This window comes from uncultured Parabacteroides sp. (assembly GCF_947855115.1).
Classification (GTDB): domain Bacteria; phylum Bacteroidota; class Bacteroidia; order Bacteroidales; family Tannerellaceae; genus Parabacteroides.
Genome location: NZ_CANTZW010000001.1, coordinates 394,379 through 413,993, shown reverse-complemented (window position 1 = coordinate 413,993; position 19,615 = coordinate 394,379). Strand labels below are relative to the sequence as shown.

Below are 19,615 nucleotides of genomic sequence, written 5' to 3'. Positions count from 1 at the left end.
GTTCCGCGAAGACTCTGGTTATCTCTTATGTGGGTATGATTGCCCGTGAAGTTCCGGTACAAGATGTCTTACGAGTAGTTCTTCAATCAGGAACTCAGAATCTTGAGGAGGTGGTAGTAACTGCGATCGGTATGAAAAAGCAGGAAAAGGCTTTGGGGTATGCAGCCTCTACTGTAAAAAGTGAAGATTTGAATGCGGCTAAGTCCGGATCAATGATGGCAGGCTTAACCGGTAAGGTCGCAGGCTTGAATATTACCAGCGGTGGAGCTACAGGTTCTTCACAGAAAGTAATTGTACGCGGTATCAGTTCTTTTAGCGCCAACCAACCATTGTACGTCGTGGATGGTGTGCCTATTATGAATGATTTCCAGGGTGAGGATTCTTTTTCTAACTCTGTAGACTTTGGAAACCAAGCTAATGACATAAACCCGGAGGATGTTGAGTCCGTGACGGTCTTGAAGGGTGCTTCCGCTACCGCTCTTTACGGTAGCCGGGCTGCCAATGGTGTTATTATGGTGACAACGAAACGGGCCGGGGCAGAGAGACTTTCTATTACATACGATGGTTCTTTTATGGGATCTAACGTATTACGTGTCCCTCAGACGCAAGATCGTTTCGGACAAGGTTGGGGATCTTTCGGACCTATGGAGAATGGCTCTTGGGGACCGGTCTTGGACGGGCGCGAACATATCTGGGGAGCTTACTCGGACGGTTCGGAAGGCTTATTAACCCCGCTTTCTAAGCCTTTCTCTTATGTGAAAAACAATCTTCGTAATTTTTATGAGACCGGCTTTGAGACGAACAATAATGTCTCGATTCGTATGGGTAACGATAAACTGGGTTTTGTCGCTTCTTATGGTAACGTAAAGTCTGATGGTGTATTGCCGGGTGATGCGGATTCATACGCTCGTAATACGATCTCGTTAAGAGGAAACATGAAATATAAACGCTTCTCTGCGGAGTTGAACTTAAATTATGTCCGTAAAGACATAACGCAAGCCGCCGCCGGTCAGGGAGATGATGGTGCGACGATGTTTTCTGAGATTTTACAACATGCCGTGGATGTAGACATTAGCTCGATGAAAGATTATACAAATCCCTATTTTAATACAGACAACTTCTATACCGCTTACGCGGAAAATCCATATTGGGTGTTAGACCATAACCGCAATAAATATCAAGATGATCGTGTTTACGGTAAGATCGAGCTTGCTTTCGAGATCATGAAGGGCTTGAAGGCCGTAGGACGTTTAGGTGGTGACTTTACGAACGCTACCCAGAAAAGATGGAATGAGAAAGTGACTTTTGCCTCGGGTTCTTGGAGTGAGCTGGGAGGAAAGAAGCAGCAACCCGGTACTTATACGGAACGTCGTGACAAGGCAGAACAGATCGACGCTACCGCTTTCTTGAACGCAGATTACAAGATCGGTGAGGACATCGCTTTGAGTGGTATGCTGGGATGGAACCTGAACCAGCAGACGAGTTCTTATTTGAAATCTTATCTATATGGCTTGGAGCAACCGGGATGGTTTAACTTGGCGAATGGTGTTGATAAGCCTATGACTACGACTTACTCTGACAGACGCCGCTTGATAGGTTTGTTCGCTCAAGGTGAGTTTGGATATAAAAATTTCTGGTTCGTAAACGCATCTGTTCGTAATGACTGGTCTTCTACTCTGCCTCAAGGGAATAATAGCTTTTTCTATGGTGGCGTGAATACCTCTTTGATTCTTACGGATATGTTCGAGGACTTGAAATCTGATTACCTGAATTTCTTGAAGGTACGTGCCGCTTGGGGACAGACCGGTAACGATGCCCCGATTTACCGTACCAGCAGCTATTTTACGCCGACACAAATCAGCCTAGGATTCGGAGATTTATATTTGCCTATTAATAATACGTTGGGTTTGACAGAGTATAACCGTTTACCTAGTACAGATCTTCGCCCGGAGATCACGACAGAATGGGAGTTCGGTTTGACAACGCATTTGTTTAACAATCGTTTGGATATTGATGCCGCTTATTATAATAAAAACACGAAAGACCAGATCATATCCGCAAGCTTGGCTCCGGAGTCTCGCTATACGTCTATGACCCGCAACGTGGGTAAGATAGCGAATCAAGGTGTCGAGTTGGCTGTGAACGGTATTCCTGTCCGCACGAAAGACTTCGAGTGGGGGCTAGGCTTTACTTTCAGTAAGAACTGGAGTGAGGTGAAGGAATTGTGGGATGATGTCACGGAATATACATTGAATAGTTCTTATCAAGTGAGCTATGTGGCAGAAGTGGGTCAGCCTCTGGGTGTTTTTAAAGTCCCGGCTTTAGCTACGACCGAGGACGGAAAGGTGATCGTTGATAATAACGGTATGCCGACGATCGACGCGAGCAAAAAAGAGATCGTAGGAACATCTACCCCTAATTTCTTGATGGGTTTTAATACACATCTTACATGGAAAGGCATTACTTTATCTGCGGTGCTAGACTGGCGTAATGGAGGTGAATTCTATTCATATACCTCTCAATTGCTGACATTTGCGGGAAACTCTACTTATACCGTGTTTAATAATCGTGAGCCGTTCGTGGTTCCTAATTCCGTGAAAGTCGTGAATGGCCAATACGTGGAGAATGATATCCCTATCGTACATTGGGGAGGAGGTTCCAGCGCTATCAACACCTATTATAATAACGCCTCCAATTACGCTCAGTTTAGAAATTGGGTTCTACCTAAAGATTACCTGAAGTTAAGGGAGATCACACTTTCTTATTCTTTGCCGAAGGCTTGGTTGAAACAAACTCCGTTCTCGATGGTTCAAGTTAGCTTGATCGGGCGTAACCTGTTTATGTGGACTCCGAAGAAGAATAATTACGTAGATCCGGAAGGAACCAACTACGGTAATGACATCTTGTCTGAGATTGGTGAATTTGGCGCGGCTCCGACAAACCGCACGTTCGGTGGTGGTATTAAAGTCGTATTATGATAAGTAACTTTAAAAAGTAAAGGTAATATGAAAAGAAACAATTTATTATATACAGGATTGGTCGGCTGCTTATTAATGGCGACTACAGCTTGTTCCGATTATTTGGATATTAATCAGAATCCGGAGTATCCGACGGAAGCCTCTTCCTCCACTTTGCTTCCTTCCGGTATTGCAGGGGTAGCGAGTATCGTGGGAGGCACTTATGAATTATATGGCAGTATGTGGTCTCAACAATGTACGCAAGGGCATACATCCAACCAGTATAATACACTGGTAAACTATACGATAACGAATTCATCAGACTCTCGTCTGTGGTCTATACCTTATTCGATAGCGTTGCCCGACTTGGATTTGGTTATTAAAAGCTCTGAGTCGGCTCAAGAATGGAACTATTGGGTAATGGGTAAGACCATGACTGCGTTTATGTATCATATTCTGGTAGACTCTTATGGCTCTATTCCTTTTACGGAAGCTCTTCTTGGCAACGAGAACACTACTCCGAAATATGATGATAGCAAAACGGTGGTTTACCCGGGCTTGCTAGCGATGTTGGACGAGATTATCGCCAAGAAAGCGGAAGCTACCGCCGGAGGTTTACCTGCGGTAACGAAGCAAGATTTAGTATTCGCCGGCGATGTGAATAAATGGATCAAATTTGCGAAGAGTCTGAAGCTTAAATTATTGATGCGTGATTTCGAGACAAATAAAGCCGCTATCAAAGCATTGCTCGATGAGGGTGATTTGCTGGACGTGGATGCTAAGATGGACTGTTTCCAAGATCTGGAAAACAAGTCGAACCCATTGTATGAGAATGACCGCCGTAAATTAAACTCGACCGTGAATATCCGTGCTTGCGCTACGGTTTGTGATTATTTGAAAAAGTACGAAGATCCTCGCTTGAATGATTTTTATTCACCTAATACAGATGGTTCCGGCGAGACTACGGCGTTGAAGTATGGCGATCGTCCAAACTCGGTAGCTATAACGACTCGTATGATCTCTGTGGCCAAGTTATCTCCTACAGACCCTGTTTATTTCATGTCTGCCGCCGAGGTTGCGTTTCTGCAAGCGGAGGCTTACGCTCGTTTGAATGATGTCGCTAAAGCGAAAGCTGCTTATGAGCAAGGTGTGAGTTATGCGTTTGAGCGTTGGGGATATTCTGCCGCCGAGTTTATTTCGGACGGTGCTCCTTACGCTTTCGATAGCACGGACCAGAATTCGATGCTTACCTCTATTTTGACCCAGAAATGGATTGCTTCCACTCGTTGCCAGGCATGGGACGCATGGTTTGATATCAATCGTACCGGCATTCCGGTTTTAGGGACAAAACATGTGGATGAGGAAGGATACATATGGGGGCAACTGACTCCTTGTATCGGTTCAGCATTAGCTCCGGGTGAGTATCCTCGTCGTTTATTATACCCGAAGTCTTCTTCAGACTATAATCCTAATACTCCTGCGGTTGTTCCGCTAGCGGAAAAACAATGGTGGCACAAATAAAACGGGAGTTGTACAATGTATATTAATCAGAAAAGCTTTTTGAATATGAAACAGATAAATAAATTACTGGTTATCTTATTGGCATTGATCACCTTTTCTTCCTGTGAGACTTACGGTGATTACGAGATAGAATACACGGCCATTTATCCCTTGTGCGGCGAATGGGTGGTTAGTGTTACGGGTGAGGATGGCAGTGTCTTAGCGGAAGGCGTGACTTGCAACACATACAATACGACCGATGATGCGGCAGATAAAATGTGGATAAAAATGGGTGATACGACAAGCGATTGGGGGGTACGCGGCAAGGTTCATTGCGATGTGGCTTCTAAATCTTTTGACGGTGATGGTATAGCCAATTTGCTTTATGCGGATGATGGCGTGAATTCTACCGTTTCTTTCAGTGTGTCGGGTAAGGTAACCGTGGATGGTTATACAACTCAAGCCAATACGAAAGCGGACGCTATAGAGTTTACTTTGACTCAGAATGGTAAATCAATGACGGTTAAAGGCTTCCGCAAAACGGGTTGGGAAGGCGAAGATTATTGATACGATTAGATCTCTTGAATAGAGCGAGAAGCCTGCCATATATTTGGCAGGCTTTTTTTATGGCTGGGTATCTGGTTTTTATTAGTTGGTAATTTGCGATAACAAACTTTTAGTTTGTTAGTTGCGAAATAAAGAACATATTATTGTTCCTTCGTGTTTACAATCAGATAATATATAAATGTATCATGGAAAAAGTAATTTACAACTTGGTGTTTAATCGAAAAAAGCAATTGAATGCGGAAGGAAAAGCTTTGATTCAAGTGGAGGCCTACCTGAATAGGCAAAAGAGGTATTTTTCTACGAAAGTTTATGTGAAACCTTGTCAATGGGACAACAAGAGACGTTCCATTAAGAATCATCCGAATATGGATGCGTTAAACCTGTATCTTCAGAATTATGTAATGGAGTTGGAGAGGGATGAGCTGGAGAAGAGGCAGGTGAATAACGCTTTTTCGTTGAAAGACCTGCGTGAGGAGGTCTCTTCGACATCTGCGTCTTCCTCTTTCCTTGTTTTCATGCGGGAAGAGATATTACATAGTAATTTGAAAGAATCTACATTGAAAAACCATCTGTCTACATTACATATTCTGTCATCATACAAAAAAGACGTTCTATTTAAGGATATTAATTTTAATTTCTTATGCGATTTTGAATATTTCTTGTTGAAACAAGAGTACCACCGGAATACGATCGCTAAACATATGAAGCACTTGAAGCGATATATCAACTTGGCGATTAATAAGGAGTTGTTTGAGTTGCATAAATATCCTTTCCGGAAATATAAGATTAAGTATCAAGAGAGCAAACGTACCCATTTGACTCCAGAGGAGCTGAGCCGTTTGGAGAACCTGAAGCTGGATGGGCTGCGTACGCTTCGCCGGTGTCTGGATATGTTTCTGTTCAGTTGTTACACGGGCTTGCGTTTCTCGGATATCGTAAGTATAACGAAAGATAATTTTTTGATTATAGACGATAAAGTCTGGCTGGTTTATTCATCGATAAAGACCGATGTGAGTGTACGTTTGCCGCTGTTTCTTCTGTTTGAAGGTAAGTCTCTGCCTATTTACGAGCGGTATAAGAATTCTTCTCCGAGGACCTTGTTCGGCGTGCCGTTATCCTCCAACTCTAATGTCAATAAGCAGTTACGCCGGATAAGCCTACTGGCGGGAATAGATAAGAAAGTGTCTTTCCACACCGCCCGGCATACGAATGCTACCTTGTTATTATACAACGGGGCGAATATCACTACCGTACAAAAGTTGTTGGGGCATAAAAGTGTCCGTACTACCGAGATATACAGTAATATCATGGATATGACGATTGTCCGCGATTTGGAAAAGATCGAGACCGCTTATCGTATGTAGATATCAAAAACGAGAGGGCATGCCGTCCTCCGGGCATACCCTCTTGTTGTTCTTGCGAATATTCGAGTTCTTTTATTCTTCGTCTGCGACCGGAGTCGGTACTGCGGCAGATGGATTGTTACTGTCTGCGTCCAACGCCTTGTTTGCCTGGATCTCATTCTCCGGGATACGCCATAACAGGATGTCGGAACCGGCTGCGATATTGAACACGGATGTAGCGTTCGGATAACCTGCGCCACGACGATCTACATTCTTATTCAAGCGCATGATATCATACCAGCTCAAACCTTCGCCCCAAAGTTCGATACGGCGTTGACGGTATACTTCCTCTTGGATGTCCGATGCGGAAGATGCCGAACATGTATATTCCGGATCACGATAAGTCTTCACGAAGTCTACTAATGTGTTCTTGCCGGTACCCGTGTTTCCGCTCATAGCCTCAGCCTCGGCCTTGATCAGGTACATTTCCTCGATACGCATCAATGGAATGTCGCTAGCGTTCGTAGATTGTCCCACTACATTATTATAAGGACCGAATTTCACGTGTGTATAGGGCTTGCAATAGGTGTTCACCCATTCTTTCTGCTCGGCAGTAGTCAGGTTCGGAGACTCATTGTTCTCGTCTAACCACCAGCCTTTACGCACATCCGTGTCGGAAATACTGTTATACAACTTCTTGTTGATCTGCATACCCTGCGAGTAGTTTGCGTAGCCGTAGTTCAACGAACCCATGTGCGAAGGCCAGTTTACGATACCGGATGTTACGATCTCATCGGTTTCCGCTACTTTGATACCCCACATCCAATCAGACTCATCCATGCTCCAGAATGTAGGTTTACTTACATCCGAGATGCTGGCCGGTGTAGCGTCGGAAGTATCGATAGCCTTCTTTGCGTCTTCTGCGGCCTCTTTCCAGTTTTGCATGGTCAGGTTGACACGCGCTCTCAGTCCATAAGCCACGGAAGAGTTGATATAACGGCGGTCTTTACGAGTCATACCCTCTGTCTCTGCCGCGGATAATAACTCGATAGCCTTATCCAAATCGGCGTGGATTTGTGTATATACCTCTTCCACGGTAGCTCTCGCCATACCGTTTTGAGTTGCCTCGTCGATATTCGCTTCTGTAATCAAAGGCACGCAATCGTCGGATTGATGGCCTACATAATTAAACTGATACAACTGTGCCAAGATGAAATAGCTGAATGCGCGAGCGGCCAATGCCTGTCCCCGGTATTGCTTGTTCAAGGATGTCATGTCTGCCTCTTCCGGGATCGACTTTGCCACGTTGTTGGCCGAATAGATGATGCCGTATAAATTATTCCATATCATCTGGCACTCGTTAGATGTATAGATACGATCCTCGTAAGTGATACTGAAACCTGTCCAGTTGTAACCGTTATTGTCACTCACCACGTCGAAACCATTGGCATCGGTCGCGAGCATGATGGTCGGGTAGCCAATATCGTTGTGGCGCTCTGCGCCCAGTGCGCCCTTGTTAGGCATGTATTGGCTGAACTGCGTGAAAATAGCGTTGACTCCAGCCTCTGCTTTTTCCGGATCCAGCTCAGAGATTTCCTCTTTCTGGTCGGAAGTTATCGTATCACCTTCCGGAAACGTATCGATATCCTGGCATCCGGTGAACGTGAGCGCAGATAACAGGCAGGAAACGAAAATATATTTTGCTTTCATATTCGATCTCTTGTTTTTTAGTCAATTAAAATGTTAAGTTAATACCGCCGGAGATTGTTCGGATCGGTGCGTACAAGGCGGCTGTAGCAGATGTATAGCTCTGGCGAGGGTCTAAACCTTTGCGTGCGGAAATGACTCCAAGGTTGTCTCCTACGACATAGATACGCAACTTCTCGATCTGCAACTTGCTCAACCATTCTTTCGGTAGTGTGTAACCGACCGTGATGTTGTTGATGCTTAAATAGTTCGAGCTAATCAACCAGCGTGTAGACGCAGAACGTGTGAATGCGTCTTGTGAATCCAAACGAGGAACATCGGTGTTCGTGTTGGTCGGTGTCCAAGCTTTCAAGATATCCTTATGGAAGTTGGTTCCCGCATAAGAGTTATAACCGTTGTGCATTACAGACAAATATCCGCTATCGTAGATCTGGCCTCCCAATTGATAAGCAAGTTGGATAGAAGCGTCGAATCCGTATGCTGTTACGCTTGTTCCGATACCTCCGTATACCGTAGGCATCAAATCGTCTGTAGCTACCTTATAATTGGTTGCCAAGGAATAATCCGTGGTTTGGATAGCCTGTCCGTTTTTATCTTTTGCCCAGTATAATGCCTCTCCGGTCTCAGAGTCGACACTGGCGTAATCCACCAAGTACATGCGATACATAGAGTGTCCTTCCTCATAAATACGACTACCATCGATCATGACCCCGTTCAGGTCTTCGTGCAACTCGTTGATCTTATTCTTGATGAACGTAGCGTTCAAGTTTACGTTCCAAGTCACATTCTTGTTGTTGATGATATTGTAATTCAAGTCGATCTCGAAACCGGAGTTGGTCATAGCTCCTACGTTCATTGGGATGTAAGTATAACCCAAGCTACCTGCTACCGGCTTATTGTAAAGCATGTCGCTGGAACGACGTCCGAAATACTCGATAGAACCGTTCAGTTTCTGGAACAAGCTGAATTCGGCTCCGATATTGTAGGACGTAGAGGTCTCCCACGTGATGTCCTTGTTTCCTTTGTACTTCAAGGAACCATCGGCGAAGATACTATTGGCTCCGGTCATGCGGAACTGGTCGAGATACGGATAATAGTTCGGCAGATTGTCTACGGTATCATACAGGATGTTATCGTTACCTTGCTGACCGAAAGAAGCTTTCAGCTTTAACATATTGATCCATTCCAAATCCAGCATGAAGTCTTCCTTGGAGATCATCCAAGCGGCGCTGGCAGACCAGAAGTCTCCCCAGCGATTTCCCGGGGCGAAACGAGAAGAGGCATCGCGGCGGTAAGATACGTTACCGATATACTTCTCGTCGTAAGAGTAGTTGACACGTCCGAAATAACCTCTTGTGGCGTACGTATTCTTATATCCGTAACCTTTCAGGTTATCGATTGCGTTGCCTATGTAGAAACTCTCCGGGTTGTACAGGTTTGTTCCGTAAGCGTATACGTTTGTATACTCATAATTGTATCCATCGTAACCGACCGTGATGTCAACGTGGTTCACGTCGTTGACGGAGAACTGATAGTTTCCTACATACTGCTGGTCGAAACCAAAGTCGCGATATTGCTCCTGCATAGCAGATCCTCCGTATGAGGCAGATTGTCCCATATAGGTATTACCCAACTCGTTATGGCGTGTATTGGATACGTTCATACCGAAACGAGCGGTCAAGGTCAAGCCTTTTACCGGGGTTAACTCTGCGAACCAAGATGCGTTGACAATGTCTGCTGCGTATTCAGTCTTATTGTAAATCAAGTCTCCGGCAGGGTTGGAGATCGACATGAACGAACGGTTTCCGTTAGAGCTTACGCCGTCACCGTAGTCATATACCTTGCGTCCTTGGTTGGTCATGATGTTACCGTTCGTGTCGCGCACATACATCGGATAGACCGGGGCGATATTGTTTGCCAACAAGAATGCGTTGCCGGAGGAAGCGGTTGAATTTCCGTCCTGGTCGCTCGGGTTGTGGCTGTTTGTATTGATATAGCTTAGGTTCGCTCCGACCTTGAACCAATCTGTTACTTTATAATCGCCGTTTACACGACCGCTGAAACGTTTGAACCCGGAGCCGTCGATGATACCTTGGTCATCCAAATAACCGAAAGAGAAATAAAGAGAAGATTTCTCGTTACCTCCGGAGATACTTAAGTTATATTCCTGGCGCAATTTGTTCTTGAAAGTCTCGTTTTGCCAATTATCCGGCGTATAGTAATATTGTCCGTCGGAGTAACCCAGTCTGGCGTTCGGGTTGATCTTTCCGTCCATGCCGAATAAGCTCTCTCCTTCAGGGATAGTATACATCTGATACCCCAAACCACCTTCAGAGTTCGTGAAGATCGTGCTATTTGCGTAGGCGTTAGCCTTTGCTGCGTCGTAACCCAAGTTGTAGATTCCTGCGTTGTACAGAGCCTGATAAACTGTTTCCATGTATTGGTTCGGGTCTGTCATCACGTCGTAGCTCTTTACGGCACGTGAGTTGACACCCCATTTGGCATCGAAGTTTACACGAGCTTTTCCGCTCTTACCTTTCTTAGTAGTGATCATGATGATACCGTTCGCTCCGCGGGCACCATACAAGGCGGTAGAGGCGGCATCTTTCAGTACTGTCATCGATTCGATGTCTGAGGCGTTGATGGATGACAGTTCTCCGTCGAAAGGAATGCCATCTACAACGTAAAGGGGTTCTGTTCCTGCGTTTATAGAGCCTACGCCGCGGATACGAACTTTGGCGCTTTCGCCCGGTTGTCCGTTATCACTAAGAATTTGTACGCCGGCTACAGATCCGGATAATGCGTTCGTGATGTTGGATACCAGACGTTTCTCGATTGTCTCTGCTTTCATTACGGCAGCCGATCCGGTGAAAGTACCTTTGGTTGAGGTTCCATAGGCAGTAACCACTACCTCATCAAGGTTTTGTGAGTCGGCCAACATGGTTATGTTCATCTTCGGGGCGATCTTCACCTCCATCTTTTTCATACCTACGTATGAGATTTCTAACTCTTGTCCGTTATTGGGAACATCCAAGGTGAAATTACCGTCAAAATCCGTGACTGTTCCCACAGTCGTCCCTTTTACGATAATAGAGGCGCCGATCACCGGCTCGCCATCTTCTCCGATTACCTTACCGGTAACCTTCGAAGTCTGTGCTGAAACCACGCCTGCGCTCAATGCGAGGAATAGTAACACAGAAGTCAACTTTTTCTTCATAAACACACTTATTTATTAACTATACACTAAAAAATGCTCTTCTATTTGAGTGATCTATCAGACGGAGTTCCCGCAGAACTCTCCATTTTTATGTTTTACGACATACCCATTAAATGAAAAACGGTTGCAAAAGTATAAATTATGTCGGAAAAAACAATAATTTATTATTAGCTTGGTGAATTTTCTTTATTTTCTTAACTGTTAAAATTGTCAATTTGAAACAATCTACCCCATTTTAGACAACTCTATAAACATTATTATGATCTATTTTAAGAAGTCGACTCCTAAGTATTATTCCTTTTTGATAGATGAAAAAATTTTATTTTTATCTTAATTTATCACAATACGCACAAAAGGAATATGTGTTGCAGGCACGATGTCAACTTAATATGAGATACCAGGTCTTTCTCTCTTTTCTCAAATTCCACTGATGTTGAAGCAAATGTTATACCCTTATTGCGTCGGAATATCTTATAGCAAGTAAACACTAGAAGGTATGGAGAGTTCTGCGGGAACTCTGTCTGGCAAATCTTCCAGGTATAGAAGAGCATTTTTAGTGTATAGTTAATAAATAAGTGTGTTTATGAAGAAAAAGTTGACTTCTGTGTTACTATTTCTTGCGTTAAGCGCAGGTGTGGTTTCAGCACAGACTTCGAAGGTTACTGGTAAGGTAATCGGAGAAGATGGTGAGCCGGTGATCGGCGCCTCTATTATCGTAAAAGGGACGAACGTGGGTACGGTAACAGACTTTGATGGTAATTTTTTACTGGATGTCCCTTCGAACGGCAAGCAATTGGTGATTTCATATATCGGTATGAAATCGCAAGAAGTCGGGGTTGCGCCGACATTGAATGTTGTGTTAAAGAGCGATACCCAGAATCTGGACGAGGTTGTGGTAACCGCCATGGGTATCAAGCGTGATCGTAAGGCATTGGGTTATGCGGCTCAAGATTTGAAATCAGACCAATTAAGTAAAAGTGGAACAACTTCTTTAGCGAATGCGATTCAAGGTAAATTGACAGGTGTGGATGTTCGTCAATCTTCCGGTGCCCCGGGTGCTTCCTCACAAATTGTTATTCGTGGTGCTCGTTCTTTCGATGGTAATAACCAACCTCTATATGTGGTAGATGGTATGCCTATCAATACTTCTGCCGATTTTGATACGGGTAATTCCGTGAGTGGTGCGAATTACTCAGATCGTAGTATCGATATCAATCCGGAAGATATAGAATCAATCAACGTATTGAAAGGTCAGGCGGCTTCCGCTCTCTATGGTATCCGTGCGTCTAATGGTGTGATCGTTATCACGACAAAACGTGGCTCGAAGAATGCGCAAGGCCGTCCGACTGTCACGGTTTCTACGAACTTGAGCGCGCAGCGTGTGTCTCGTAAATTTGAGCGCCAGAATATCTATGCGCAAGGTGATGGTGTCGATGCCTATAATCCAACTTCCTCTATGACGTGGGGACCCAAGATCACCGATCTGCCTAACGACTCCAAATATGGTGGAAATGTAGATAATGATTATACGCGGCAGTATGGCATGCAGTCGGGTAAATATTACAACCCGCAGCGTGCGCAAGCTGGGCTAGATCCTTGGACTACACCGCAGATTTATGATAACGTAGGCGATTTCCTTGGTACAGGCTTCACAGAGAATACGAACGTGAATATCTCTCAGAGTGTTAATGGTGTCAACTATTCGTTCGGTGTTAATAACTCGCATCAAGATGGTATCATTCCTTCGACGGGTATGGATCGTTGGGGAGCTCGCGGTTTGGTAGACTGGAAGATCAATGATCAATGGACGACTGGTTTTTCCGCAAACTACTCTTCTAGCAAGATCACTTCTGCTCCGGGAGCCAACGATGGTATCATGAACGTGGTTTACTCCGCTCCGGGCGAGTATGACCTGAAAGGCATACCTAGCCACGTGCCGGGAGATGTCACGCAGCAAATCCTGTTCCGTAGCTTGAGCTTCGTGAATCCTTATTGGTGGTCTGAGAATAACGAGTATAGCCAACATACCAACCGTATGTTTGGTAATGCTTATGCCGAGTTCCAGCCGAAGTTGAACTGGGGAGACAATATGACCTTGAAGTTCCGCGAGCAGGCAGGTTTGGACTTGTGGACTTCCGATTACCGGGATATTCACGAGGTGGGTAGTACCTCCTCGCTTCAAAATGGCGACATCAGGAATTACGGTACGCAGCATAATGTGTTCAATAACTTGTTTACCATCAACTTCGATGGTCGTTTCGGTTACGATGAGGAGTGGGGCTTGAACGTGATTTTAGGAAACGAGGTTAACCACGAGAATATCCGTAACTGGGACTATTACGGTAGTAATTTTAACTTCTCTGGCTTCCCTACGATCGGAAACTCTACCTCTTTGACCGCTAGCGAATACACTCGTCAAGAGCGTACCGTTGGTTTCTTCGGTAGTATATCCGCTTCTTGGAGAGATCAGTTGTATCTTACCGTGACCGGACGTAACGACTACGTATCAACGATGCCCCGCGGTAGCCGCAGCTTCTTCTATCCTTCTGTATCATTGGGATGGGAATTTACTCAGTTACCTGCTTTTCAAGGCAACAACGTGTTGAGCTACGGTAAGTTGCGCGGTTCTTTCGCTCAGGTAGGACAAGCTGGTTCTTATTATCAGAATTACTATTATACACCTTCTTATGGCGGTGGTTTCTACGGGTATACGCCTGTATCTTATCCGTTGCCTAGCGGTATATCTACTTTTGTTCCCTATTACCGGGTGTACGATGATGACTTGAAGCCTCAGAATACCTCAAACTGGGAGGCCGGTACGGATCTTTATTTCTTCAACAACCGTTTGAAAGTGGAATATACCTATAGCTTGCAGAACGTGACAGACCAGATCTTCGCTGTTCCGATGGACGGATCTACGGGTTATCAGGAAATGTTGACGAACGCAGGTAAGATGCGTACGCAATCCCACGAGTTATCGATCAACGCCGCTATCCTGCAATCGAAAGATTTCGATTTGACCTTGGGTATCAACCTCACTCGCATCAAGAACGAGGTAATAGAGTTGGCTCCGGGTGTTGAGTCTATTATGTTGGGTGGTTTCGTTGAGCCGCAGGTACGTGCGCAGGCGGGAACTACTTATCCGAATATCTATGGTATAGCCTTCAAGCGTGATGATGCTGGCAACTTATTGTTGATGAACGGTCTGCCCCAAGGTACGGGCGATAGCCGCGACCTAGGTGCTTGCTCTCCGGATTTCACGACAGGTATCAACTTGGGAGGCCGTTATAAACGACTCTCATTGTCTACTACTTGGAGCTGGCAGCAAGGAGGTAAAATGTACCACGGTACGAACATGACCATGAACTACTTTGGTGCTACTAAGGAATCTTTGCCTTACCACGAGGGAACGATGGTGGTAGACGGTATCGATGAGGCAACTGGCGAGAGAAACGAGGTTGAGGTAAGCAAGCAGGATTACTATATGGCTTACTATAACGTGACGGAGTCTGGTATTTATAGCACGTCGTTCGTGAAATTGCGTGATTTGACGTTGACTTATCAATTACCGAAGATCGCCGGCGTAGACGTTTCTGTATATGGTTTTGCACGTAATATTTTGATCTGGTCCGCTTTGCCTAACTTCGACCCGGAATCGTCTCAAGGTAACAACAACATGAGTGGTTATTTCGAGCGTTTCTCTATCCCGAATACCTCTAGCTACGGCGCTGGCCTTACATTAACTTTCTAAACATGTTATAATAGATAGATTTCAATTATGAAGAAGAAAAATATATTCATTGCCTTGTCGGTGGCTCTTTTGGGTTTCTCGGCTTGTTCAGAAGATACATTAGACACTATCAATAAAGATAACGAGCATCCGGCCCCGGATAATGTACCGGCTTACCTGCAATTAAGCGAGGCTATCATGAATACGGGGTATAGCGCTGTCTCCGGAGATTATTCCTTCTATATATCTTCGTTGACGGAGCAAGAGATCGGTGTCGGCAACAACCAGTTGATGAAAGCGGAGCTACGCGACCCGATCGAGTGGGCTGCTTCTACGACATTCAACAATACTTGGAACTCGGTTTACGGAAACTTGAACAACATTCGCCAGATCATCTCGAAGATTGAGAATGAGGTACCGGGAAACATCGGCCAGTACGATTTGCTGGGTATCGCCCAGATATTGGAGGCGTTGAACTTTGGTATCCTGACCGATATGCACGGTGATATCCCTTACAGCGAAGCTTTGAAGGGACTGGAGAATTTGCAGCCGAAGCTAGACTCTCAGAAGGATGTCTATGCCGGTATCTTGGCTACGTTGGATAGCGCTATCGAGAATCTGGATAAAGGAGCGGACTTAGCATCCGTACAGAATCAGGATATCGTGTTCAATGGCGACTTGAATCAGTGGAAGGCGTTTGCCTATAGTTTGAAAGCTCGTTATTTGTTGCATAAGTTGGCTGTCGAGCCGGAGGTATTGAAAGATGTTAAGGCTGCCGCACAGAAAGCTGTAGAGCTAGGATTCAAGGGAGCTTCTATCCGCGAGTTTAACGGAGTGACTTGCGATAACCCTTGGTATGCGTTCTTCATGAGCCGTAGTTATACTCTGTCATCCAACACTGTGGCTAATTTGATGAAAGCGAATAATGACCCTCGTCTGGGCTTTTACACCTACGACCTTGGAGAGGCTTACAATCCGGGCGACACTGAAATTTCTCAGCTTACGGTACTTTATAACTCCTCCACGGGTGAGCCGTATTATGCGTTTCCCGAGTGGCTTATGTTAGGTTCTCAACCTATCCATTTGTTTAGCGAGTCAGAGCTTTATTTCATCTTGGCCGAGACACAACTGCGTAGCGGAGAAGATGCTACGGAGGCTTTCCAAACAGCGGTGAAGTCTTCCATATCGGATATTTATAGCTTCTTCGGCGAAGACGGTAGCGCAGATGCGGCTACCTTTGCGGAGTCGCTAGGTACTCCGACCTTGAAGACGTTGTTTGAGCAGAAATATGTGGCTCAATGTGTAGACGAGCAGGTAGAGACTTATAATGACCTTCGCCGTTTGGAGGCTATGGGAGAGTCTTACATTAACCTGACCAACCCGAACAATACGCAAAGCGGCATCAACCGTTTCCCGTATCGTTTGCCTTACGCTAACAGCGCCGTGCTGGGCAACCCGAACATCAAGGAAGCTTATGGCGATGGATATTATATCTATAGCGATAAGGTATGGTGGGCCGGTGGAGCTAACTAATCTGGCATATATAATATAATGTATAGGGATGCTTCTCTTTTTACGGAGAGGCATCCTTTTTTTATCCCTGTATCTTATCATTTCTGTTGCTGCTTCAACCGGTTTCCTCAAGTCGTTTTGTCGATTTTATAAGGAAGCGTAGATCACCACCATCCGTAGGAAAATCATCCACTAGTTGGTAGATGACCGTCCAGCGGATGGTGGAAGGTCGCTTCCATAGGAAGGAAAGGAGGAGCAGCCGGAAAGAAATCGTTAAAAGTTCTGGATGAAAAGGCTGGGATAAATACGGAATGCTAGGAGATGGTATTATCAAAATGTCATGTATATGCGGGTTAGCTGGCGTATCGCAAAGGATTGTTCTTTCATTTTGACGTAAATTTCTGTTGCTTAACATCCTTTTTGCCGGATAAATTTCTTCGCTTATCCTTTGAAAAGTAAATAAAATATCCGACTTTTGCTTCCATGATGAGTCAGCCATTAGCAGAAAGATTACGTCCGAAGACGTTGGATGATTATATCGGACAGAAGCACCTTGTAGGTCAAGGAGCCGTGTTGAGGAAGATGATTGATGCGGGACGAGTCCCTTCTTTTATATTGTGGGGGCCTCCGGGAGTGGGGAAGACCACCCTGGCGCAAATCATAGCGAATAAGTTGGATGCGCCCTTTTATACGTTAAGTGCGATCAGTTCAGGCGTGAAAGACGTGCGAGACGTGATAGAAAAGGCCAAGAGTAACCACTTCTTCAATACGGTATCGCCGATATTGTTTATTGATGAGATACACCGCTTCAGTAAGTCGCAGCAAGATTCGTTGCTGAACGCCGTAGAGACGGGAGTCGTGACACTGATCGGGGCGACAACGGAAAATCCCTCGTTCGAGGTGATCCGTCCATTATTATCCCGTTGCCAGGTGTATGTATTGAAATCGTTGGATAAGGAAGACCTGCTCACGCTATTGCGCAAGGCGATTGCGGAGGACGTTATCCTGAAAGAGAAAAACATCAAGTTGACGGAGAGCGATGCCATGTTGCGTTATTCCGGGGGTGATGCTAGGAAGTTGTTGAATATACTGGAGCTGGTAGTAGCTGCGGAAGAAGTTGGCGATATAGAGATTACGGATGCGAAAGTGGTAGAACGATTGCAAGAGAATCCCGCGGCTTATGATAAGGGAGGAGAGATGCATTACGATATCATCTCTGCTTTTATCAAATCGATCCGGGGAAGCGATCCCGATGGTGCTATCTATTGGCTTGCCCGGATGGTGGCCGGTGGAGAAGACCCTGAGTTTATCGCACGGCGGTTGGTGATCTCTGCCTCGGAAGATATCGGGTTGGCGAACCCGAACGCGCTTTTGTTGGCGAACGCCTGTTTCGACTCTTTGAAGAAGATTGGTTGGCCGGAGGGCCGGATCATCTTGGCCGAGACTACCGTTTACCTGGCTTGCAGCCCGAAAAGTAATTCGGCTTATAAAGCGATCAACGATGCGTTGGAACTTGTTAACCGGACAGGTAACCTACCTGTGCCACTGCATTTACGCAATGCGCCGACCCGGTTGATGGCAGAGTTGGATTATGGTAAGGAATACAAGTATGCGCACGATTACGAGAACCATTTCGTAAGGCAGGAGTACCTTCCGAAAGAAATATTGAACGAGCGTTTGTGGAAAGGACAGGAAAATCCGGCCGAGCGCAAGCTGGTCGACCAGATGAGACACCTTTGGGGAGAACGATTCTAGGATTTGAAATTTGATAATTGAAAGCCGGAAAAGGTGGAGGAAAGTAATAAAATGGGGCGAAATGTCATCTTTATGATAATAATTTCGTTTTTTTAGTTTTCAATTTTCAATTAATTGATTACTTTAGCCGCCTATTTTTGAGAAAGTAGTTACTTTATTTATAATAACATTCTAAAAAGACATTGGTATGAAGAAGCACAATTTTTATGCAGGTCCTTCTATCCTGAGCGAGTATACGATTAAGAATACGGCTGCTGCGGTAGAAAATTTTGCGGGTATGGGGTTATCACTTCTTGAGATCTCTCATAGAAGTAAGGAGTTTGTAGCCGTAAACGACGAGGCACGTGCGTTGATCAAGGAATTACTGGATGTTCCGGCAGGCTATGAAGTCGTTTTCCTAGGTGGTGGCGCCAGTATGCAGTTCTGCATGGCTCCCTATAATTTACTGAACAAGAAGGCTTCTTATCTGGATACCGGTACATGGGCATCCAAGGCTATTAAGGAAGCTAAGTTGTTCGGAGAGGTGGAGGTTGTAGCTTCTTCGAAAGATAAGAACTATTCCTATATCCCGAAAGGCTATGCGATCGCCGACGATGCGGATTATTTCCATTATACGTCTAACAACACGATTTACGGTACCGAGACCCGTAAAGACCCGGACGTGAAGCAACGCTTGGTATGCGATATGTCATCCGACATATTCTCCCGTCCGATAGACGTGTCTAAATACGACCTGATCTATGCGGGGGCACAAAAGAACTTGGCTCCGGCGGGCGTTACCTTGGCGATCGTGCGTGTGGATGCCTTGGGCCATGTAGACCGTCCGATTCCCACGATGCTGAACTATAAAACGCATATCGACAAAGACTCCATGTTCAACACACCTCCCGTGTTGCCGATTTACGCTGCGTTGCAGACGTTGAAATGGTACAAGGAGCAAGGAGGTATCGCCGCTATGGAGAAGAAAGACGTGGAGAACGCTACCATACTTTATGATGAGATCGACCGCAATAAGTTGTTCTGCGGAACGGCTGCCGTGGAAGACCGCTCTATCATGAACGTTTGCTTCGTGATGAATGAAGAGTATAAGGAGCTGGAGGATGAGTTCAGCAAGTACGCCGCCGCCGCCGGTATGGTAGGTATCAAAGGTCACCGTTCCGTGGGAGGATTCCGTGCGTCTCTTTATAATGCTATGCCGAAGAGTAGCGTAGAGGCCTTGGTCGCTTGTATGAGAGAGTTCGAGAAACAACATTAATAATTCATTTCTGATTTATGGGTCATGATTTCTGATCCCGGGGTATGACCGTGATATTGTTCGTGAGTCATG

At 45.3% G+C, this 19,615-nt stretch carries 11 protein-coding genes; 8 read left to right on the top strand and 3 right to left on the bottom strand.

Annotation, left to right across the window (positions count from 1 at the left end; genetic code table 11):
- The 4 genes from Q0110_RS01635 to Q0110_RS01620 all read left to right on the top strand — a co-directional run.
- A partial coding sequence (locus Q0110_RS01635; RefSeq protein WP_366139623.1) for a SusC/RagA family TonB-linked outer membrane protein occupies positions 1 to 2,978 on the top strand: 2,978 nt, incomplete at its 5' end.
- A gap of 27 nt (positions 2,979 to 3,005) precedes the next feature.
- A complete protein-coding gene (locus Q0110_RS01630) occupies positions 3,006 to 4,478 on the top strand; it encodes a SusD/RagB family nutrient-binding outer membrane lipoprotein (RefSeq protein ID WP_297901339.1) in 1,473 nt (490 codons plus the stop codon).
- A gap of 45 nt (positions 4,479 to 4,523) precedes the next feature.
- A complete protein-coding gene (locus Q0110_RS01625; RefSeq protein WP_297901336.1) occupies positions 4,524 to 5,024 on the top strand; it encodes a lipid-binding protein in 501 nt (166 codons plus the stop codon).
- 185 nt (positions 5,025 to 5,209) lie between these two features.
- A complete protein-coding gene (locus Q0110_RS01620) occupies positions 5,210 to 6,388 on the top strand; it encodes a site-specific integrase (RefSeq protein ID WP_297901334.1) in 1,179 nt (392 codons plus the stop codon).
- A gap of 72 nt (positions 6,389 to 6,460) precedes the next feature.
- On the opposite strand, the gene Q0110_RS01615 is transcribed toward Q0110_RS01620, so the two are convergent.
- Positions 6,461 to 8,077: a RagB/SusD family nutrient uptake outer membrane protein gene (locus tag Q0110_RS01615; RefSeq protein WP_297901332.1), complete on the bottom strand. Its 1,617-nt coding sequence runs from the start codon at positions 8,075 to 8,077 to the stop codon at positions 6,461 to 6,463.
- A 25-nt stretch (positions 8,078 to 8,102) separates the two neighbouring features.
- Entirely contained in the window at positions 8,103 to 11,291 is a 3,189-nt protein-coding gene (locus tag Q0110_RS01610; RefSeq protein WP_297901330.1) for a TonB-dependent receptor, read from the bottom strand.
- A gap of 583 nt (positions 11,292 to 11,874) precedes the next feature.
- On the opposite strand from Q0110_RS01610, the gene Q0110_RS01605 reads away from it, so the two are divergent.
- Both Q0110_RS01605 and Q0110_RS01600 read left to right on the top strand, forming a co-directional pair.
- Positions 11,875 to 15,042: a SusC/RagA family TonB-linked outer membrane protein gene (locus tag Q0110_RS01605; RefSeq protein WP_297901328.1), complete on the top strand. Its 3,168-nt coding sequence runs from the start codon at positions 11,875 to 11,877 to the stop codon at positions 15,040 to 15,042.
- 27 nt (positions 15,043 to 15,069) lie between these two features.
- Positions 15,070 to 16,554 (top strand): SusD/RagB family nutrient-binding outer membrane lipoprotein, encoded by a 1,485-nt coding sequence (locus Q0110_RS01600; RefSeq protein WP_297901325.1) that lies wholly within the window; start codon positions 15,070 to 15,072, stop codon positions 16,552 to 16,554.
- A gap of 94 nt (positions 16,555 to 16,648) precedes the next feature.
- Here the strand turns inward: Q0110_RS01600 and Q0110_RS01595 are convergent, their stop codons facing one another.
- Complete coding sequence (locus Q0110_RS01595) at positions 16,649 to 17,032, bottom strand: hypothetical protein (protein ID WP_297901322.1); 384 nt, start codon at positions 17,030 to 17,032, stop codon at positions 16,649 to 16,651.
- On the opposite strand from Q0110_RS01595, the gene Q0110_RS01590 reads away from it, so the two are divergent.
- Both Q0110_RS01590 and serC read left to right on the top strand, forming a co-directional pair.
- Positions 17,020 to 18,288, top strand: a complete 1,269-nt coding sequence (locus tag Q0110_RS01590; RefSeq protein ID WP_297901370.1) for a replication-associated recombination protein A — start codon at positions 17,020 to 17,022, stop codon at positions 18,286 to 18,288. The two genes, Q0110_RS01595 and Q0110_RS01590, sit on opposite strands and share 13 nt — an antisense overlap.
- 187 nt (positions 18,289 to 18,475) lie before the next feature.
- Positions 18,476 to 19,543: a 3-phosphoserine/phosphohydroxythreonine transaminase gene (serC, locus tag Q0110_RS01585; RefSeq protein WP_297901319.1), complete on the top strand. Its 1,068-nt coding sequence runs from the start codon at positions 18,476 to 18,478 to the stop codon at positions 19,541 to 19,543.
- Positions 19,544 to 19,615: the final 72 nt, after the last annotated feature.

Excerpts from the sequence above, each read along its gene's own strand:
- Q0110_RS01630 (WP_297901339.1), top strand. The coding sequence starts at position 3,006 with ATGAAAAGAAACAATTTATTATATACAGGATTGGTCGGCTGCTTATTA.
- Q0110_RS01625 (WP_297901336.1), top strand. The coding sequence starts at position 4,524 with ATGAAACAGATAAATAAATTACTGGTTATCTTATTGGCATTGATCACC.
- Q0110_RS01615 (WP_297901332.1), bottom strand. The coding sequence starts at position 8,077 with ATGAAAGCAAAATATATTTTCGTTTCCTGCCTGTTATCTGCGCTCACG.
- serC (WP_297901319.1), top strand. The coding sequence starts at position 18,476 with ATGAAGAAGCACAATTTTTATGCAGGTCCTTCTATCCTGAGCGAGTAT.
- Q0110_RS01605 (WP_297901328.1), top strand. The coding sequence starts at position 11,875 with ATGAAGAAAAAGTTGACTTCTGTGTTACTATTTCTTGCGTTAAGCGCA.
- Q0110_RS01595 (WP_297901322.1), bottom strand. The coding sequence starts at position 17,032 with ATGGCTGACTCATCATGGAAGCAAAAGTCGGATATTTTATTTACTTTT.
- Q0110_RS01620 (WP_297901334.1), top strand. The coding sequence starts at position 5,210 with ATGGAAAAAGTAATTTACAACTTGGTGTTTAATCGAAAAAAGCAATTG.
- Q0110_RS01610 (WP_297901330.1), bottom strand. The coding sequence starts at position 11,291 with ATGAAGAAAAAGTTGACTTCTGTGTTACTATTCCTCGCATTGAGCGCA.
- Q0110_RS01600 (WP_297901325.1), top strand. The coding sequence starts at position 15,070 with ATGAAGAAGAAAAATATATTCATTGCCTTGTCGGTGGCTCTTTTGGGT.
- Q0110_RS01590 (WP_297901370.1), top strand. The coding sequence starts at position 17,020 with ATGAGTCAGCCATTAGCAGAAAGATTACGTCCGAAGACGTTGGATGAT.